The organism is Streptomyces sp. NPDC007945 (assembly GCF_042958885.1).
Classification (GTDB): domain Bacteria; phylum Actinomycetota; class Actinomycetes; order Streptomycetales; family Streptomycetaceae; genus Streptomyces.
This window is the reverse complement of record NZ_JBIBJV010000004.1, coordinates 345,529-362,162: the sequence shown is the minus strand read 5'-3', so window position 1 is coordinate 362,162 and position 16,634 is coordinate 345,529. Positions and strand designations below refer to the sequence as shown.

Sequence of the window (16,634 nt, the reverse complement as noted above, 5' to 3'; positions counted from 1 at the left end):
CCCTGGCCCCTGTCCCCGGGAGGACGAGGGGACGGGGCGCGGCGTGGTCAGCCGGCCGTCCAGCCGCCGTCGAGGGGCAGGGAGGTGCCGGTGAGGTAGCCGGAGTGGGGGCCGCAGAGCCACAGCACCGCCGCGGCGACCTCCTCCGTCTCCAGGAGGCGCTTCAGGGGGGAGCGGGCCAGCATCACGTCGGCCAGCACGTCGCCCTCGCTGATGCCGTGCGCGGCGGCCTGGGCGCTGACCTGGCCCTCGACCAGCGGGGTGCGGACGTAGCCGGGGTTCACGCAGTTGCTGGTGACCCCGTGCGGCGCGCCCTCGATGGCGGCGACCTTGCTGAGGCCTTCCAGGGCGTGCTTGGCGGCGACGTAGGCGGCCTTGTACGCGCTGGCGCGGAGCCCGTGGACGCTGGAGACGTTGACGATCCGTCCCCACCCGTTGCCGTACATGTGCGGGAGCGTCCTGCGGATCAGCAGGAACGGGGCGGTGACCATCACCTTCTGGATCAGCTCGAACCGGTCCGGGGGGAACTCCGGCAGCGGGGCGACGTGCTGGAGGCCGGCGTTGTTGACGAGGATGTCGGCCTCGGCGGGCAGCAGGTCGATGGCGCTCGCGTCGGCGAGATCGGCGACGTGGGCCCGGCCGCCGGCGAGCTCGGCGACGGCCTTCGCCGAGTCGGCGTCCCGGTCGACCACGTGGACGAAGGCCCCCGCCTGCGCCAGGGCGAGGGCGCAGGCGCGGCCGATGCCGCTGCCGCCGCCGGTCACCAGCGCGGTGCGCCCGCTCAGGTCGAGCGCGCCGGCGGGCGACGGCAGCCGGTCCGGGGTGGGAAGTGTGTGCGTCATGGCCCGAACAGTAGGGAGGGCTCAGGGGTCGGCACATGGGTGAGTCCGCCACAGTGCGGGCCGCTCCCATGGTGTCGGTCCCCATGCATCGCCGCTGTCCGGTGACCGCACGGCTCAGGACGGAGCGCCGGCGGCCCTCCCGGTGTCAAGGGCGCACGTGTTCGCCAGCGTCACCGCGTCCTGGCCGACGGGCCGCGCGACGGTGTGCGAGGCGGGTGGGCGGTGTCCGCCGGCGAGCCAGCCCTCCAGGGCCGTGAAGGCCGTGCGGTGGCAGGGGGCGAGCGGCCGGAGCCCGCCGTCGGGGAAGACGTCGACGAGCGAGTCGGTGTGGGTGCCGCCTTCGACGCGGTAGTAGCGGTGCAGCGCGCCGCGTCCGGCCTCGCGGACCATGCGGGCGTACACGTCGGAGTCCCGGCCTATCGGCAGCAGGGCGTCCAGGGTGCCGTGCAGGGTGATCAGCGGCTTTCCGATCCGGCCGGTGAGGGCGATCTTCCGCACGGCCTGCCGTACCTCGGCGGGCCGGGTCGCGTAGTCGTAGTCGGCGTCGCACGCGGGCGTGCCCGGCGGGCAGTACGGTGTGCCCGCCTCGGCCGGACCGTCGAAGCCGGGGTCCAGCTCCTCGCGGTAGATGCGCTGGGTCAGGTCCCAGTAGACCTGGTGGTGGTACGGCCACAGGAACTCCGTGCCGGCCGGGAAGCCGGCGGCGTGCAGCTCCCGGCGGGCCTCCTCCGCGCCCGCGCCGCCCGCGGCGAACACCGGGTAGGCACGCATCGCCTTCGGCAGGAAGTCGAGGAGGTTGGGGCCGTCGCTCCGCCAGAGGGTGCCTTCCCAGTCGACGCCGCCGTCGTAGAGCTCGGGGTGGTTCTCCAGCTGCCAGCGGACGAGGTAGCCGCCGTTGGACATGCCGGTCGCCAGGGTGCGGGCGGTTGGCCGGTGGTAGCGCTGTGCCACCACCGTCCGCGCCGCTCGGGTGAGTTGGGTGAGGCGGTCGTTCCATTCGGCGATCGCGTCGCCGGGTGCCTTTCCGTCGCGGTGGAAGGCGAGGCCCGTGTTGCCCTTGTCCGTGGCGGCGTACGCGTACCCCCGGGCCAGCACCCAGTCCGCGATGGCCCGGTCGTTGGCGTACTGCTCGCGGTTGCCGGGCGTGCCGGCGACGACGAGACCGCCGTTCCAGCGGTCGGGCAGCCGGATGACGAACTGGGCGTCGTGCCGCCAGCCGTGGTTGGTGTTGGTGGCGGAGGTGTCGGGGAAGTAGCCGTCGATCTGGATGCCGGGGACCCCGCTGGGCACGGCCAGGTCCTTCGGCGTGAGCCCCGCCCAGTCGGCCGGATCGGTGTGGCCCGAGGCGACGGTGCCGGCCGTCGTGAGCTCGTCGAGGCAGGCGGACCGCTGGTGCTCCGCGCCCGGGACGCGGAGCTGCGCCTGACGGGCGCAGTGGGCTCCCGGGGCCGGGGCCGGGGCGGCCTCGGCGGCGGGGACGGTGGTGAGTGCCAGGGCGGCCACGGCCAGGGCCGCTTGTGCGCCTCGCCGCCTGGGGCGTGGCGAGGCGCGGAACGTGGGTCGACGACGCATGGGTGCGTACCTCCGAGCTCGGGGGCGCCCGTCCCCGTCCCTCCTGAGCGGCCGGACGAGCGAGGTCACGGAGGCGCGGGAGGGACGGGTGGAAGGGGCGTGTCGGTAGCGGACTCGCGGGAGGCTATGCCGCCGTCGGGCCGCCCGACATGGCTGCGCGGCCCACCGTCCCGCGCCGTACGGTGGGCGCCACCACCACCCTTCCCGCCCCGCCGCGCGCCGCGGCACCGGCCCGGCGGGCGGGGGCGGCGAGGTGCGCCCTACGGGAGCCGCATGGTGTGCGGACGACAGCCATGGCCGCCACCGACACCCGCTCCCTGGGGGCGGTGCCCGTCGCTGGTACCGGCACCGGTTCCGACCGGCCAGGCCGTCCGGCTGCCCGAGGGAAGGGATCCGTCCTCATGAGCTCGAACTACTGCCGGCGGTCGGCCGGATTGCCCGGATCCCCAGGTGACGAGCTCGTACGCCGGCGAGAACAAGGAGTTCGCCCGCCGGTACCTGAGCGGGGAACTGGAGGTCGAGCTCGTACCGCAGGGCACGCTCGCGGAGCGGCCGCGGGCGGGAGGCGCGGGCATCCCGGCCCGCTACACCCCCGCGGGCACGGGGACGCAGGGCGGTGACGGCGGTTGCCGCGACGCTCATCGATCCGCGGTCCACGCGATGCCCAGAGGTCGCAGGGCCCCGCTCGACCTGCGGCCCGCCGGCCGTGGCAGCATCCATGGGATGCTGCCCTCCCTCCAGATCGGCCCCTACACCGTCACCGCCCTCACGGACGGCGAAGGTCCCTTCTTCTCCCCCAGGACGGAGGCGTTCCCCGACGCCACCGCCGCTCAGTGGGCCTCCGCCGACCGGTTCGATCCCGGTGCGCTCGACGCCCAAGGACGCTGGTTGCTCCGGTTCCGGGCGTTCGCGATCCGCGGCGACCGGGGCGTGACGCTGGTCGACGCGGGCATCGGGCCGGCCGACAGCCCGGCGGCCGGCTGGGCACCCGTGCCCGGAGCGCTTCCGGCGGAGCTGGCCGCGGCGGGCATCGATCCGTCCGAGGTGGACACCGTGGTGCTCACGCACCTCCACACGGACCACGTGGGGTGGGCCGTCGTCGGCGGCGAGAACGCCCGCCCGTTCTTCCCGAACGCCGACTACCTGCTCCAGCGGGCGGAGTTCGACGCCCTGGACCGGATCAACCCCCCGTTGCGCGCCGGCGTGATCGACCCGCTGCGGTCGGCCGGTCGGCTCCGGCTGCTCGACGGCGAGGCCACGCTGCGCGGTGGCGAGCGCCTGATCGCCACGCCCGGCCACACGCCTGGCCACCAGAGCGTTCTCGTCGAATCGGGCGGGGAACTCCTGGCCGTGACCGGTGACTTGCTCGTCCACGCGATCCAGTTGCTCCACCCGGAACTCCCCTACGCCCACGAGATGGACCCGCTCCAGGCCAGGACCTCACGCGAGCGGGTGCTGCGCGCCCGGGCCACCCACACCCTCCACCTGGCGACCCCCCACCTGACCGATCCGTTCGTGGTGGCGGAGCGCTGACCGCCGGACACCCCCAGGTTGAAGGGCGTTGCGCTGCTCGTGAGTCGGCTGCGGTGGAGAGCGGTCACCGGCCGTACGCGAACCTGGGGTGCGCTCCCGTCCGGCCTGCCGGGCTGCACGCACCGCAGCCTCCGGTGAACGGGCTCCGGTCGCGGATCAGCTTCTCTCCCAGCAAAGCAACGCGGAAAGCTGGTGGTCGTGTTCGTAGGCGGGGTGAGACGGCTGCCCCACCCGTCCGATCGCATCCCCGGCGAGTACGAGCAGGGCGGCGCGGACCGCCGCGTCGAGAGGGGCGCGAGGGGTGGCCGGGCTCCGCAGGAGCGCCGGGACCCGGGCTCGGACGCGGGCGTCGGGGTGTGCCGCGTGACGAAGTCCCACGGCGTTCGTTTTCTCCACCCCGCCCGACGCCGAAGCAGCCGGCGATGGCCGCCTCCGGTTCGTCGCTGACGTGCCGGGCGCGTATGGTGCCGGGATGATCGTCGTGCCGGAGGAATTCGCCCGCAGCACCATCGACCGCGAGGGCGAGGCCGGGGTGGCCTGGCTCGTCCAACTGCCTCTTCTAGTGAAGGAGTTGCTGGGGCGGTGGCGGTGCGTCCCGGACGGCGAGGTGATGCACGGGGGTGTCGGTGTCATCGTTCCGGTGCGGCGGCGGTCCGGGGAGAGCGCGGTGGTGAAGGTGTCGTTCCCCCATCCCGGGAACGTCCATGAGCCTGACGCGTTCGTCGCGTGGGGCGGGCGCGGGGCCGTGCTGCTGTACGAGCGCGACGACGAGCGGTTCGCGATGCTGTTGGAACGGGCTCGGTCGACGACCCTGGCGGAGGTGGAGGACGGGGACGAGGTCGCGGCGGTCGCCGGAAGGCTCAATCGCCGTCTGGCCGTTCCCGCGCCGCCTGGTCTGCCCCGGCTGAGCACCCGGGCCGGGGCGTGGGAGGCCGGACTCCGCGAGGACGCCGAGCGGTTGTCGCACGCGATGCCCCGGAGCGTGCTGGACGCGGCCGTGGACACCGTACGGGTACTGGGCCGGGAGCAGCCCGACGTCCTCGTCCACGGTGATCTGCACGCCCGGAACATCCTGCGTGCCGAACGGGAGCCGTGGCTGGCCGTCGACCCCAAGGGGTACGCGGGCGATCCCGCCTACGACGGGGGCACGCTGCTGAAGTCGCGGGCACTGGCGCTCGTCGGGGCGGACGACCTGCGCGGGGCGGCCGGCCGAGTGCTCGACGTCTTCGCCGAGGCCGCGGAACTGGACCGGGAACGGGTGCGCCGATGGGCGCAGTTCCACGCCGTCCAGGCGGCGTTCTGGGGCCGTCGGCACGGCTTCCGTGTCGCCCGTGACGGTCCGCGGCTGGACTCGCTGACCGAGTTCGCCGAACGGCTGGCCGGGGTGCTCACCGAAGGTCTGTAGCGCGTGAGGCGTTCGCCGTGCGCCGGTTTCCGGGTCGGTGAGGGCGCCGCCGGCTCAGCCGTCGGCGTCGGTCAGGTCCGCGGTGATCCGGGAGTAGAGCAGCATGTCGCGTCGTTCACCGCCCACCGACTGGTGGCTGCGGAGGTGGCCTTCATAGGTGAAGCCCGCGTGGACGGCCGTCTTGCGGGAGGCGGTGTTCCAGGGTTCGACGTACAGCTCCACCCGCGCGAGGGCGAGGTCGCGCAGCGCCCACGTGGAGACCGCGCGCAGGCCCACCGTGGCGATGCCCCGACCGCGGGCGGAGCCCGGCACCCAGTAGCCCACGGAGGCACGTCCTTCGCCGGCCACGTCCGGCCACAGGCCGATCATGCCGAGGCCACGGTCCCCCGCCGCCTCCGCCATGACGAACGAATAACCCTTGCGGCTCAGCGCCCGGTCCTCCTGGCGGGCGATGAAGGCGACGCCCTCGGCGTGGGTGTAGGGGCTGGGCACGGTGGTGACCAAGGGGATGTACGCGTCCTCGGCCGCCTCCCGAACCAAGGGCAGGTCGTCGAGACGCCAGGGCCGCAGCACCAGGCTGTCACTCGCGGCGATCCGGGGAACGATGAACGGTGTCGACACAGGCCCCAGCATGCCGCAGCCGGGCACGTACCGGGGGGCGGGGAGCGCCACTCGGAGTGCCGTCGCCGCCGCCCCGAGTGGCGGTGGCGTACGGGTCCGATGACGCCTTCGCGCCGAGTGGGTGCGCGCGGTGCCCGACGCGGGGGCCGTGGGCCGCCGTTCGGTGCTGAGGCACGAGGACGCCACCGGGGCCGACCGGGTCGGGGCCCGCGTCGCTCTGCGCGCTGTCGGACTGCGACGTGGTCCTGACGGCCGACAAGCACTTCGCCCGGATCCTGGATCGGATCGGGCCCTGTGCGGCTCCCGGGAGGGGTTCAACCGCTTCCGCGGCAGGCGCCCGTACCCGTGGGTCGCGGCGTTCGGGCCGCGCCGACCGCGCACGGAGGCGTCGTCGAGGCGATCGGGGCGGCGCTCCAGATCCTGTGAGGTCATCCCGCTGCGTGGCTCGCAGCGCCGATCCGCTGCCCCTTCCCCTCCGTCCTCTCGGTCGGTGCGCTTACTCCCCCGAAGCTCCCCCGCCCCTGAGACTCACGGTTCGTCGACGTCACCGCCGCGACGCGGCCCCGTGGTCGGGGCCTCCGTGCGGGGTGGCGTGGCGTGCGCCGCGGACGCCTCCGCCTCGGCGGCGGTGTAGGCCGAGGCGAAGGTGAAGGCGCGAGGGGAAGGACCGTAGGCGCGCAGCTCCGCCAGGCGCTCCACGGCCTCCTCCGTGGTCGGGCGGTGGCCCGCGGGGACCCACCAGAGGACCAGGTGGGCCTCGACGTGCCGCTGGAACCACGCGCGCCGTCGCCGCATCACTTCGAGGTGCCCGCTGCGGTAGGTGAAGTCCCACAGCGCTTCCTGGGTCTCCCAGACGGTGAGGTTCACGATGACGTCCTCGCCCGCGGGGCGCGCGCCCGTGGCGTCGGACGTGCCCTCCTCCACGAACCGCCAGACGAAACCGGGCGCGCCGTCCGCGGCGGTGTTGATCGGGTCGAGCATCTCCACGAACGGCGCCATGCGGGGGTCGTCGAGGGGGTGGAGGAGCGTGGCCACGTTGAGCTGGGCGAGGTGGTGGACACCGGCGGGCGGGCGCGGGGATGCGGTCATGGGCTCATCCCAACACGGCACCCATTTCTATGTCAATGATCATCGTTTTTAGAAGGTTCGATCACGACGCAGCACTCCCCCGGCCTGGCGTCCATCCGGGCCCGCACGACGTCCGACTCGCCCAACAACCCCTCCAGCAGAGCCAGGTTCATCCCGCAGACGAGCGGCGGGAAGCGCTCCGCCACGGCATGGAAGGGACAGTTGCGCATACGGACGACGGCGGTGGCCCCGACGGGGGCGTCAGCCATGCCTTCGGCGACTTCGGCAGAAGCGTCAGCCGCACCCTCGGCGGCTTCGAGGTGCGGCTCGTAACCTCGCGCCGCCAGCAGCTCCATGGCTTCCTCAAGGCTCCCGCACGGCCCGGCCGCTTCGCGCAGGGCCTCGCCCCGACGGCGGGCGGCCGCGCAGAGGCCTGCGTCCAGGCCGGCCAGTTCGGCGGCCTCGGCGAGCAGTTCGGCCGCCGTGCGGTAGTCGCGGGCGGGCAGGGACACCGACCGCTCGCCCGGCGCCCGTCGGTAGACCTTCGCGGGGCGGCCCGCGCCGGGGCCCGAGCGGCCCGTGAGGCGACGGCTGCCGCTCTCCAGCAGCCCCGCCTCCGCCAGGCGGTCCAGATGGTGCGCGGCGAGCGTCCGCGCCACGCCCGCCGCCTCCGCGGCCTCGTTGCGCCCGACTTCCCGGCCCTGCGCCACCACGTACTCGTACAGGCGGCGGCGTACCGGATCCTGCAACGCCGCGATCGCTTCGATGTCCTCCATCCGGCCATTCTAATGACAACAGAGGTTGGAGATAGAGATGGCCGGAGGGGAGACGGCCGGTCAGGCGATCGTCGCCATGCGGTCCTTGTCGCCGGCGGCGGGGCGGTGTGGGGTGGCCAGGGACCGTTCGAGGAGGTCGAGGCTCTGCCGCAGGTCGGCGATGCGTTCCGCGAGGTCCGCCGGCCGCGGGTCCTCGGGAGCCGTCACGGCCGCGCTCACGCGCGTCCCCGTCCCCGCCTCCTTTCCCGCCCCGGCGCGGGGACCCTTGCCTTCGGCGGCCGACGCGGCGGTGTCGAGCTCGCGCGCCTCGTCCAGGCTGTTCAGGACGACCCCGATGAGGACGTTGACCAGGACGAACGAGGCGAGCAGGACGTAGGAGCCGTAGTAGAGGAGGCTAAGGCGCGAGAGGGCCAGGCCGTTGTAGATGGCGTCCTGGAGGCCCTCCAGGGTCATCAGCAGGAAGAGGGTCAGCAGCGCGCGGCCCAGGGAGCCGAAGTGCGCGGGGTCGTGGGAGCCGAAGCAGACCCAGCCGATCATGGCGTAGACGTAGAGGATGACGGCGCCGACGAAGAGGAAGCTGACGGTTCCCGGCAGGCTGCGCGAGACGGCGATGAAGAGGATGCGCAGCTGCGGGAAGAACCGCGCCGTGCGGAGCACGCGTACGAGCCTGAGGAGGCGCAGGACGGTCGAGTTCTCACGCACGAAGGGGAGGTAGGCGCACGCGACGACGACCAGGTCGAAGAGGTTCCAGCCGTCCCGCCAGAACTCCTTGGGCCGGTCGGCGTGCGCGCCGAGGCGCAGCAGCATCTCCAGCGTGAAGAAGGCGAGACAGGCGAGTTCGGCTCCGTGCAGGCGGGCCGCGTGGTCGGTGACGAAGCCGCGGTAGGTCTCGGCGCCGAGGAGGACGGCGTTGAGGAGGATCGCGGTCAGGACGACGAGGGAGAAGGCGGGGGCCTCGGTCACGGCGCGGCAGGCTGCCGCGATCCGGGCCCGGGTGGGAGCCGGGGCGGTGGTCATGAAGGTCTCCGGAGGCGCTTGCGCCGGGCACTGCTTCGGTGCGGGCGCGCGACGAGGTACGGGGGGGTGGGAGGGGGAGCTGAGGAAGGAGGTTTCCTGCTGTCCTAACGGTCCGGGAGCGGCCCGGGCTGCGGGCTGGGGGCGAAAAGGCTGAACGATTCATCCGCTGCGGGGAAAGACCGCGCATTGGGTCCCCTCCGGGCCGTCGGGTCCGTGACCGGCCTCGCCCAAGATCGTTAACTCGGGCCCTCTCGGGGACGGACGCGACCCATCCCGGCCCGGCGCAACGCAGCCCGGCGCAACGCGGCGCGGCGCAACGCGGCGCGGTGCGACCCGGCACGGGGCTCCCGTGGCCCCGGCGGCCGTGTCGGACAGGCGCCGAGCCCGGGCGTCACCCGCGTCGGCTGCCCCCGAGCCCCCTACCGCGCGGTGACGGGCGCGGGTCAGTAGACGTCGCGGACGTAGCGCTTCTCCGTGGCCAGCTGCTTCACGTACGCGGCCGCCTCCTCCTCGGTCATGCGCCCGTGGCGGGCGACGACCTCCCGCAGGGCGCGGTCGACGTCCTTCGCCATGCGGGCGGCGTCGCCGCAGACCGCGACGTGCGCGCCGTCCTGGAGCCAGGACCACAGGGCGGCGCCGTGCTCGCGCATGCGGTCCTGGACGTACACCTTGGCGCGCTGGTCGCGGGAGAAGGCGGTGTCGAGGCGGTCCAGGTGCCCGGTCGCCAGGTGGGCTTCGAGCTCCTCCCGGTAGTAGAAGTCGGTGGCCTCGCGCTGTTCGCCGAAGAAGAGCCAGTTGCGGCCCGTGTGGCCACGGGCCAGGCGGTCCTCCAGGAAGCCGGTGAAGGGCGCCACGCCCGTGCCCGGCCCGACCATGACGAGCGGGGCGGCGGGGTCGGCGGGCGGGCGGAAGTGCGGGGAGCGCTGGACGAAGACCTGCACCGGGCCGTCGTCGGCGTGGTCGGCGAGATACGCGGAGCAGACTCCCGTACGCTCCCGGCCCCGGTCGTTGGCGTAGCGGACGACGGAGACGGTGAGGCTGACCTCGCCCGGCTGCGCGAGGGGGCTGGAGGAGATCGAGTACAGGCGCGGCTGGAGCCGCCTCAGGACCCCCGTCCACTCGGCGGCCGAGGCGCGGACCGGGTGGGCCGCGAGCAGGTCGGGGGCCTGGAGCCCCCAGCTCCACTTGGCGAGTTCGTCCTTGTGGCCGGGCCGGAGCAGCCGCTTGAGCTCCTGGCTTCCGGTGCGCTCGGCGACAAAGCGGAGCAGATCCGGGGTGATGCGGGCGATGTCGAGGCGGGTTCGCAGGGCTTCGGCGAGCGGCAGGGGGGTGTCGGCCTCCGCTCCCGTGCCCGTGGTGACGAGTTCGGCGGGGTCGAGGCCCGTGAGGGCCAGCCACTCCGCGACCAGCTCGCCGCTGTTCGCCGGCCAGACGCCGAGGGCGTCGCCCGCCTCGTACGCGAGCTCGCCGCCCCGGGTGTCGAAGGTGAAGCGGCGCACCTCCTTCTGCGAACCGGGCAGGCTGAGCAGCCGGTTGCCGACGAGGAGCGTCGCGAACGGCGAGGACTTCGAGTACACCGGGGGGCGGGTGTGCGCACCGGCGGCGGGCATCGGGACGGTACGGCACCGTTCGGCGGCGGGCGTGGCCGGTGCGGCGGCTTCCGCCTCCTCGGTGGTCAGGAGCGGCAGGAGGGCCGTGAGCCAGGCGTCGGAGGACTCCTCGTGGTCGGGTTCGCAGTCGGTACGAGGGAGGAGGCGGCCGGCGCCGAGTTCCGTCAGGCGCTGGTCCAGTCGGCGGCCGTGGCCGCAGAAGTCGTCGTACGCGGAGTCCCCGAAGGCGAGGACCGAGTAGCGCAGGCCGTGGAGGCGCGGGGCCTCGGGCGCGCTCAGGGCCGCCCAGAAGGCGGCGCCGTTGTCGGGGGCGTCGCCGTCGCCGAAGGTGCTGGTCACGACCAGCAGGTCTGTTTCGGGGCGGAGCTCCGCGAGGTCGGCGCCCTCCATCGGGAGGAGCTCCGGCCGGTGCCCTGCCTCGGCCAGCCGGGCGGCGGCCGTCGCGGCGAACTCCTCGGCGGTGCCCGTCTGCGAGGCCCAGAGGACCAGGAGCCGGCGGGTGGAGGGCGCCGGCTGCCGGGCTCGGTCCTCCGATGCCACCGGGGCGGAGGAGGCCCGCTGCGCCGGAAGCGGCGCGGGCGCGTCCGTCCGGGTCCGGGGCCGGGGCCGGGTCCGGGAGAACATCCCGGCGAGGACCCCGTCGACCCAGCGGCCGTGGTCGGAGCTGAACGGCGCGGTGGCGGGCAGGACCGGGACCCGTCCGTCGGCGGGGGCCGCGGCGAGCCCGGAGAGGTACCCGGCGAGATAGCGGCGCTCCGGCTCGGTCAGCGGCGGCGGTACGAGCTCCGCGACGCCGAACAGGGCGGCGAGGGCCGTGGCCGCGGGCGCGGTCCCCGGTCCTGGCTCCGAGGCGGACCCACGACCCGACTCCGGGTCCGTCCCGGGATCCGCCTCCGGGTCCGTCCCGCGCTCCGGCTCCGCGTCCCTCCCGGGATCCGACTCCGAAGCGTTCCCCGGAGCCGGCTGCGAAGCGGTCCCGGGGGTGGCGGCCGCGGGGGTGGCGGCCGCGGGAGTCGGGAGGGCCGCCACCGGAAGCCGCCCCGCCACCGGAAGCGGCGCCGGGGTCTTCGTCAGGCTCACGGCGCACACCTTGAGCTCAGGCTGCAAGGAGAGGGGGTCGACGGCGTCGTTGGTGACGGCGTTGACGCTGAGGTACTCGCCGAAGAGGTCGTTCCAGTGGAAGGGGGCGAAGCAGGTGCCCGGCAGGACGCGGTCGGTGACCACGGCGGGCAGGACGGCGCGGCCTCTACGGGAGGCGATCTCCAGGTGGTCGCCCTCGTGGACGCCGAGGGTCGCCGCGTCGTCGGGGTGGACCTCGACGAACGGGCCGGGGTTCAGCTTGGTCAGCTTCGCGACCTTGCCGGTTTTGGTGAGGGTGTGCCACTGGTGCTGGAGTCGGCCGGTGTTGAGGACGAACGGGTAGTCGTCGTCGGGGAGTTCGGCGGCCGGGAGGTGCGGGCGCGCGAAGAAGCGGGCCCGTCCGTCGGGCGTCGGGAAGGCGAGGCGGGGGCGGGTTCCGTCCGGGCGCTCCAGCAGGGTCCGGCTGACGCCGTCGTTGAGGTAGCGGATCGGGTTGCGGTCGGGGCCGTCGGCGCTGGCGGCGGGCCACTGCACGGGGGTGGCGCGCAGCCGCTCGTACGAGACGCCGCGCAGGTCCCAGCCGGTCTGCGGGTTCCAGGCCTGCTTGAGCTCCTCGAAGACCTCCTCGGCGGAGGCGTACGTGAACGCCTCGGCGAATCCCATGGCGCAGGCGACGCGGGCGATGAGCTGCCAGTCGGGGAGGGCCTGGCCGGGCGGGTCGACGACGCCCCGGACGAGGGTGAGGTTCCGCTCGGAGTTGACCATGACGCCGTCGGACTCGGCCCACAGGGTGGCGGGGAGGACGACGTCGGCGTAGGCGTTCGTCTCGGTGTCCGCGAACACGTCCTGGGTGACGACGAGTTCGGCCGCTTCGAGGGCGGCGATGACGGTCTTGCGGTTGGCGACGGAGGCGACCGGGTTGGTGCAGATGATCCAGCAGGCCTTGATCTCGCCGGCCGCCATCCGTTCGAACATCTCGACCGTGCCGCGGCCCGCGTCCTCGCGGAGCGACCCCTCCGGTATGCCCCACAGGTCCTCGGTGAAGGCGCGGTCCGCGGGGACGAGCACCGACCGCTGCCCGGGCAGGCCGGGGCCCATGTAGCCCATCTCCCGCCCGCCCATCGCGTTGGGCTGGCCGGTGAGGGAGAAGGGGCCCGCGCCGGGCCGGCAGATCGCGCCGGTGGCGAGGTGCAAATTGACCAGGGCGTTGGTGTTCCAGGTGCCGTGCGTGGACTGGTTGAGCCCCATGGTCCAGCAGCTCGTCCAGGCACCGGCCTCGCCGATCCAGCGGGCGGCGCGCCGGATGTCGTCCTCCGGGACGCCGGTGAGCTCGGCGACCCGCGCGGGCGGGTAGTCGGCGAGGAAGGCGGGCATGGCGTCCCAGCCGTCGGTGTGGGCGGCGATGAACTCCTCGTCGAGCCGGCCCTCCTCCGCGAGGAGGTGCAACAGGCCGTTGAGCAGGGCGAGGTCGGTGCCGGGCCGGATCTGGAGGAAGAGGTCGGCCTTGTCGGCGGTGGCGGTGCGCCGCGGGTCGACGACAATCAGTTTCGCCCCGGTCCTCTTGATCCGGTCCATCATGCGGAGGAAGAGGATCGGGTGGCAGTCCGCCATGTTGGAGCCGATCACGAGGAAGGCGTCGGCGTGGTCGAAGTCCTCGTACGATCCGGGCGGCCCGTCGGCGCCGAGCGACAGCTTGTAGCCGGTTCCGGCGGAGGCCATGCAGAGACGGGAGTTGGACTCGATCTGAGGGGTCCGCACGAAGCCCTTGGCGAGCTTGTTGGCCAGGTACTGGGCCTCCAGGGACATCTGGCCGGAAACGTAGAACGCGAGGGCGTCGGGGCCGTGTTCGTCCAGGAGGGCGCGGAGGCGGCGCGCCACGTCGGCGACGGCGGTGTCGACGTCGGTGGCGACCGGTGCGGCCTCGCGCTCCGGCCGCACCAGTGCCGTGGTCGCCCGCCCGGGGGCGGCCAGCATGTCGGCGCTCGTGGCCCCCTTCGTGCAGAGCCGGCCGGCGTTCGCCGGGTGGGCCTTGTCCCCGGACGCCTTCACGGCCCGGCGGCGCCCCGTCGCCGGGTCCGTCACGACGTCGAGGACGATGCCGCATCCGACGCCGCAGTACGAGCAGGCCGTACGCACCCCTCCGTCCTCCGCTTCCGGCGACCCCACGTGCACCCCTCCCACCGGTACCGACACCGTCTCCGACATGGGAACTCTCCCATGGGGACGACGTTAGGAAGATCCGGTTTCCGGCCGATCACGCCCTCCGGGCGGGACGGGTTACGCGGCCCGCACGCCGGCCCCCGTCCCTCGGTGAGGGCCCCCGCTCCGTACGTCCTCGGTGGGCGGGAACGAAGCTCCAGCGGTGGGATGCCCGCCGCAGGGGTTGTTCCGTGCCGCACATGGAGGCAGGTCACGGAGGGGACGCGGAACGCGCGGGAGGGCCGGGGTGCGCGGAGTGCGCAGGAGGGTCGGGAGCCATGCGGGCGCCGTGCGGAAGCCGTACGGGAGCTGTCCGGGGGTCGCGCGGCGGCCGCGCGGGGCTCGTCCGGGGGATACGTGACCTCGGACGCATGCACATCGTTGCGGTTCTCGCGCTCGACGGAGGGTCGGCCTTTGAGCAGCAGGGCGGCGTCCTGAAGAAGGCGCGGGTCGTCGACGACGGCGATCTGGTGACCGCCGGCGGCGTCACTTCCGGCTTGGACCTCGCCTTGTGGCTGGTCCGCCGCGAGCTGGGCGTCGACGCGGCACTCGGCCTGGAGGCGATGCTGGAGTACGAGGCCCGCGGCACCGTCTGGACCGGTTAGTCCGCGTCCTCGGGGGCGGAATGCGGGAGACGCCGTCCGCGCGAGCCGGCGGGGCGGGCGCGCCCTGGGGGGCCACGCGCCAGGGCAGGGGCGGGCCTGTGGAGGCCCGCCCCTGCCCTGGCGGAGTTGCTGAACCGAGAGTGATCAGGAGGCCGCCGTACCGGGTGCACCCGAGTTTCCGGTGGTACCCGAGGTGCCGGAGATGCCGGGGCCACCCGATGTACCGGAGGTATCCGACGTACCCGAGCCGCCCGGGCTGTGCCGCACTTCCTCGGCGGCGTCCTGGCCCACCTGGCGCAGGCCCTGCGCTGTCTCCTGGCCTGCGCTCCGGGCGTGCTCCTTGGTCGTGTCCGCCGCTTCCTGGGCCGTGTCCTTCACGGATTCGACGGCCTGGGCGGCGGGCTCCCGCATCTCTTCCCTGACCTCCTGGGCCGCCTCGACGACCGTCTGCTTGACGGGTTCCAGCAGGTCGCCGGAGTGCTCGCGCAGCTTCTGTCCCGCGCGTTCCTCCGCCTCCGTGGTCGGCAGGAGGGCCGCGGCCAGCATGCCGGCGCCGAAGGCGATCAGTCCCGCGCCCAGCGGGCTGCCCTGGGTCTGCCGCTTCACCTGCGACGGGGCCTGCTGGACGGCCTCGCCCACCGTTCCGCCGAGCTCTCTGGCGGTCGCCGTCACGCTGTCCGTGGCCTGGCTCAGGCTCTCGGACGCACCGCCTGCCGCGCCCTGTGCGCTTCCCATCACACGCTCCTTCACTCCGCTGACCCGGTCGCGCACCGAGTCGACCTTGCGCCGTGCCACCCTGCGCGGGGCCATCCTGTCGGCGAGGGCGTCGACGTGGTGCGCCAGGTGGGCGCGCCGGTACTCCGCGTCGGTCCTCAGCTCGTCGGGTGTCGGGCCCATCGGGCATCCTCCTTCAGCGATTCCACGGCTTGTTCGGGCTTGAGATGGACGTTGCGCCAGCCGGCGCGTCCGCGGACGTAGAGCACCGCGCCCGCGGCGGCCCACAGGCCGGTGACGATCAGCGCGGCCCACGCGATGTCGAGGACGTGGGCGAGGGCGAAGACGGCGGTGAGGCTGCCGAACAGCAGCACCATGTGACCGGCGTAGCCCGCGCCGCCCAGCATCCCGGCCGCCTTGCCGGCCTTCGCCGTCTCCTGCTTCAGCTCGGCCTTGGCCAGTTCGATCTCGGTGCGGACCAGGCCTGTCAGGTCCTGGCCGATCTCACTGACCAGCTCACCGATCGACGGCTCCGCCGCCGTCGGCGGCGGCTGCGGTGCGGGACGGGTGGGCCGTTCCTGGTACGCGGTGGCCACGGGTCACCTCCCCTCTCCCGGGCGCGGCGAACCGCCGTACGGAGGCGTGCCGCCGGACGGCGGATAGGACGGCGGCGTCGGAACCACGTGCGGGGGCTGCGACTGGCCGTAGGTGTCCGTGAGGTCCTCGTAGCCGGCGGGCACGCCGGAGCGGGCGGCCGGTGCCACGCCGCCCGCGGTGCGCTCGGGGGCGGCGGATCCGTCGCGTCCGGGGTCGGTGGCGGCGCCGGTGCCGGTGGAGGAGGCCGCGCCCACTCCCTTGCCGGTGCGGCCCACCAGGAACCCGGCCACCGCGGCGCCCGCCAGGAAGGCGCCCGGGCGGCGGCGGGCGAAGTCCTGCAGATCGCCGACCAGCCCCTCGGGGCCCCGCTGTTCCATGCGGGCGGCGGCCTGTTCACCGCCGTCCGCCAGTTGGCGGGCCACGCCCGCCATGGTGGAGTCGGGCTTGCCGCCCTCGCTCATCTCCCGCAGCTCCTGGGCGAGCCGGCGCACGTTCTCCGCCAAGCGCTCGGTCTGGGACCGCGCCTGCCCCTGGAGCTGGCCCCGCAGGTCGTCGACGAGGCTCCGCGCCTGGGCGGTGGCCTCGCCGACGACGTTGGCCGCCTGTTCCTTGGCCGTCCCGCCCACCTCGGCGGCCTTCCCGCCGACCAGCGCGGCACCCTCGCCCGCCTTCTCCTGGGCCGTCTGCGCTACCGCCGCCGTGCTGCTGTCTTGTCGGCGGCTCGATTCCTGGAAGTCACTCAAGGCTCCTCCTGGTCGATCGAAGCTTCAGTTTTCCCTCCCGTCCGCGCTTGCCCATGTTTCGGCCCTTAACCCCTCGTATGCCGCGAAGACGGAGGATCGGGTTTCCGTCCCTGGCCACGGGGGCCCGATCGCTCGCCGCTCATCCGGCTCGGGGCGGCGTCGGCAGGACGCCGCCTACGGCCGGCCGGGTGGCGGGATCGGCGGGGGGCGGGCGGCGGCCCGTTGCCGGGGTAGGCCGTGGTCGGCCGCTCG

Annotated in this window: 12 protein-coding genes and 2 pseudogenes; 4 read left to right on the top strand and 10 right to left on the bottom strand. The window is 74.0% G+C overall.

Annotated elements, in window-relative coordinates:
- Nucleotides 1–47: 47 nt before the first annotated feature.
- Together ACFZCF_RS15775 and ACFZCF_RS15770 are read right to left on the bottom strand one after the other, a co-directional pair.
- Complete coding sequence (locus ACFZCF_RS15775; RefSeq protein ID WP_388447575.1) at nt 48–842, bottom strand: 3-hydroxybutyrate dehydrogenase; 795 nt, start codon at nt 840–842, stop codon at nt 48–50.
- 114 nt (nt 843–956) lie between these two features.
- The gene (locus ACFZCF_RS15770) at nt 957–2,414 is read right to left on the bottom strand and encodes a tannase/feruloyl esterase family alpha/beta hydrolase (RefSeq protein ID WP_391286894.1); all 1,458 of its coding nucleotides are present in this window, start codon (nt 2,412–2,414) and stop codon (nt 957–959) included.
- 450 nt (nt 2,415–2,864) lie between these two features.
- Between ACFZCF_RS15770 and ACFZCF_RS15765 the strand changes: the two are divergent.
- The 3 genes and pseudogenes from ACFZCF_RS15765 to ACFZCF_RS15755 form a co-directional block, all read left to right on the top strand.
- A pseudogene (locus ACFZCF_RS15765) lies at nt 2,865–3,014 on the top strand (CoA-transferase); the annotation flags it as partial.
- Nucleotides 3,015–3,137: 123 nt separating this feature from the next.
- Nucleotides 3,138–3,947, top strand: coding sequence for an MBL fold metallo-hydrolase (locus ACFZCF_RS15760; RefSeq protein ID WP_391287094.1), 810 nt, complete (start codon nt 3,138–3,140; stop codon nt 3,945–3,947).
- 472 nt (nt 3,948–4,419) lie between these two features.
- On the top strand, nt 4,420–5,352 hold the full coding sequence (locus ACFZCF_RS15755; RefSeq protein WP_391286893.1) for an aminoglycoside phosphotransferase family protein: 933 nt from the start codon (nt 4,420–4,422) through the stop codon (nt 5,350–5,352).
- A gap of 54 nt (nt 5,353–5,406) precedes the next feature.
- Here the strand turns inward: ACFZCF_RS15755 and ACFZCF_RS15750 are convergent, their stop codons facing one another.
- From ACFZCF_RS15750 to ACFZCF_RS15730, 5 genes are all read right to left on the bottom strand, one after another.
- Nucleotides 5,407–5,973 carry a GNAT family N-acetyltransferase gene (locus tag ACFZCF_RS15750; RefSeq protein ID WP_391286892.1) on the bottom strand — a complete coding sequence of 189 codons (567 nt, stop codon included), beginning with the start codon at nt 5,971–5,973 and terminating at the stop codon, nt 5,407–5,409.
- A gap of 528 nt (nt 5,974–6,501) precedes the next feature.
- Nucleotides 6,502–7,062 (bottom strand): DUF3291 domain-containing protein, encoded by a 561-nt coding sequence (locus tag ACFZCF_RS15745; protein ID WP_391286891.1) that lies wholly within the window; start codon nt 7,060–7,062, stop codon nt 6,502–6,504.
- A 32-nt stretch (nt 7,063–7,094) separates the two neighbouring features.
- Nucleotides 7,095–7,817, bottom strand: coding sequence for a helix-turn-helix domain-containing protein (locus tag ACFZCF_RS15740; protein WP_391286890.1), 723 nt, complete (start codon nt 7,815–7,817; stop codon nt 7,095–7,097).
- 60 nt (nt 7,818–7,877) lie between these two features.
- Entirely contained in the window at nt 7,878–8,834 is a 957-nt protein-coding gene (locus tag ACFZCF_RS15735; RefSeq protein ID WP_391286889.1) for an ion transporter, read from the bottom strand.
- 443 nt (nt 8,835–9,277) lie between these two features.
- Nucleotides 9,278–13,729, bottom strand: a complete 4,452-nt coding sequence (locus ACFZCF_RS15730; RefSeq protein WP_391286888.1) for a molybdopterin-dependent oxidoreductase — start codon at nt 13,727–13,729, stop codon at nt 9,278–9,280.
- Between the two features lie 410 nt (nt 13,730–14,139).
- Between ACFZCF_RS15730 and ACFZCF_RS15725 the strand changes: the two are divergent.
- Nucleotides 14,140–14,328 (top strand): annotated as a pseudogene (locus tag ACFZCF_RS15725) (DJ-1/PfpI family protein); the annotation flags it as partial.
- Between the two features lie 144 nt (nt 14,329–14,472).
- On the opposite strand, the gene ACFZCF_RS15720 reads toward ACFZCF_RS15725, so the two are convergent.
- From ACFZCF_RS15720 to ACFZCF_RS15710, 3 genes are read right to left on the bottom strand one after another with little or no spacing between them, the layout of a single operon-like run.
- On the bottom strand, nt 14,473–15,225 hold the full coding sequence (locus ACFZCF_RS15720; protein WP_388447599.1) for a DUF3618 domain-containing protein: 753 nt from the start codon (nt 15,223–15,225) through the stop codon (nt 14,473–14,475).
- Nucleotides 15,201–15,638 carry a phage holin family protein gene (locus ACFZCF_RS15715; protein WP_388447601.1) on the bottom strand — a complete coding sequence of 146 codons (438 nt, stop codon included), beginning with the start codon at nt 15,636–15,638 and terminating at the stop codon, nt 15,201–15,203. The genes ACFZCF_RS15720 and ACFZCF_RS15715 overlap by 25 nt, the downstream gene beginning before the upstream one ends.
- A gap of 3 nt (nt 15,639–15,641) precedes the next feature.
- Complete coding sequence (locus ACFZCF_RS15710; RefSeq protein WP_388447603.1) at nt 15,642–16,382, bottom strand: hypothetical protein; 741 nt, start codon at nt 16,380–16,382, stop codon at nt 15,642–15,644.
- Nucleotides 16,383–16,634 lie beyond the last annotated feature (252 nt).